Annotated in this window: 1 protein-coding gene; it reads left to right on the top strand. The window is 65.8% G+C overall.

Going from position 1 to position 1,118, the window contains the following annotated elements; genetic code table 11:
• On the top strand, positions 1–651 hold a 651-nt coding region (locus DLJ49_RS21265), incomplete at its 5' end, for an IS5 family transposase (RefSeq protein ID WP_115395488.1).
• Positions 652–1,118: the final 467 nt, after the last annotated feature.

The following is a 1,118-nucleotide window of genomic DNA, read 5'->3' as shown; positions in this document are numbered from 1 at the left end:
CCGGACGAGACCACGATCCTCAACTTCCGCCACCTCCTGGAGCGGCACCATCTGACCGAGCAGCTGTTCGCGGAGGTGAACCGCCACCTCGCCGAGCAGGGGATCACGCTGCGCTCGGGCACGCTGGTGGACGCGACGATCATCGACGCGCCGTCCTCGACCAAGAACGAGGCCCGGGCCCGCGATCCCGAGATGTCGTCCACCAAGAAGGGCGACACCTGGTACTTCGGCATGAAGGCGCATGTCGGCGTGGACGCTGACAGCGGCATCGTGCACAGCCTCGAGACGACGACCGCGAAGGTGCACGACAGCCAAGTCTGGGACGAGCTCCTGCACGGCGCGGAGACATCGGTCTGGGCGGACAAGGGCTATGTCAGCGCCGCGCGGGAGGCCGCGTTCTCTGGCCCCGGCAAGTTCTGGGGCGTCATGAGGAAGGCGCCGAAGGGCGGCGCGCTGCATCCCGTCGATGAGGACATCAACCGGATCATCGCCATGGTGCGGGCCCGGGTCGAACATCCCTTCCGGGTGCTCAAGCGGCAGTTCGGGTATCTCAAGACCCGCTACCGCGGCCTCGCGAAGAACCGCGCGCAGCTCTTCACGCTGTTCGCCCTCGGCAATCTGTTCCTCGTCCGACGAAGGCTGCTCACATGAGGCGGAGTCTGCCCTCCGACGCCGAGACCGGCCGTTCGAGCCAGCCGATACCCGGAAATCGCAGGCATCCCCGGCCGACGTGCCCTCGTCAGACCGCCTCTGCCCGAAAATCGGCGAAGCCGAAGCGGTAGATCAGACGATCCTTAACAATTTCAATTCTGATGTCGATCTGTGGTTGAGCTTCCTGTCTTTCCTAAACTCTGAACGAAAGCCGCGCCATCGACGGGCCGCGGCGCGGCGATCCAACGCCCGAGCGGCGCGCTTCATGCCCGCCAGTTCCGCACACCGCCCGAGCGGAGCGCCAAGACCAGCCCAGTCGCCGGGCCGCCTCGCCAAAGGCGAGCCGAGGGCGGTGTCAGCAAAGCGTGTTGGTTCGCTCTTTGTTCTTTGGCGCCAGTAGGATAGCTTCGGCGGTCCGAGACCGTCGAGGAGACCTGCCATGCCCCGCTTCGATCCGACCGAGTTCG

The sequence above is a fragment of the Rhodovulum sp. 12E13 genome, from assembly GCF_003340565.1.
GTDB lineage: Bacteria > Pseudomonadota > Alphaproteobacteria > Rhodobacterales > Rhodobacteraceae > HLUCCA09.
This window is presented reverse-complemented; position numbering and strand designations above follow the sequence as displayed.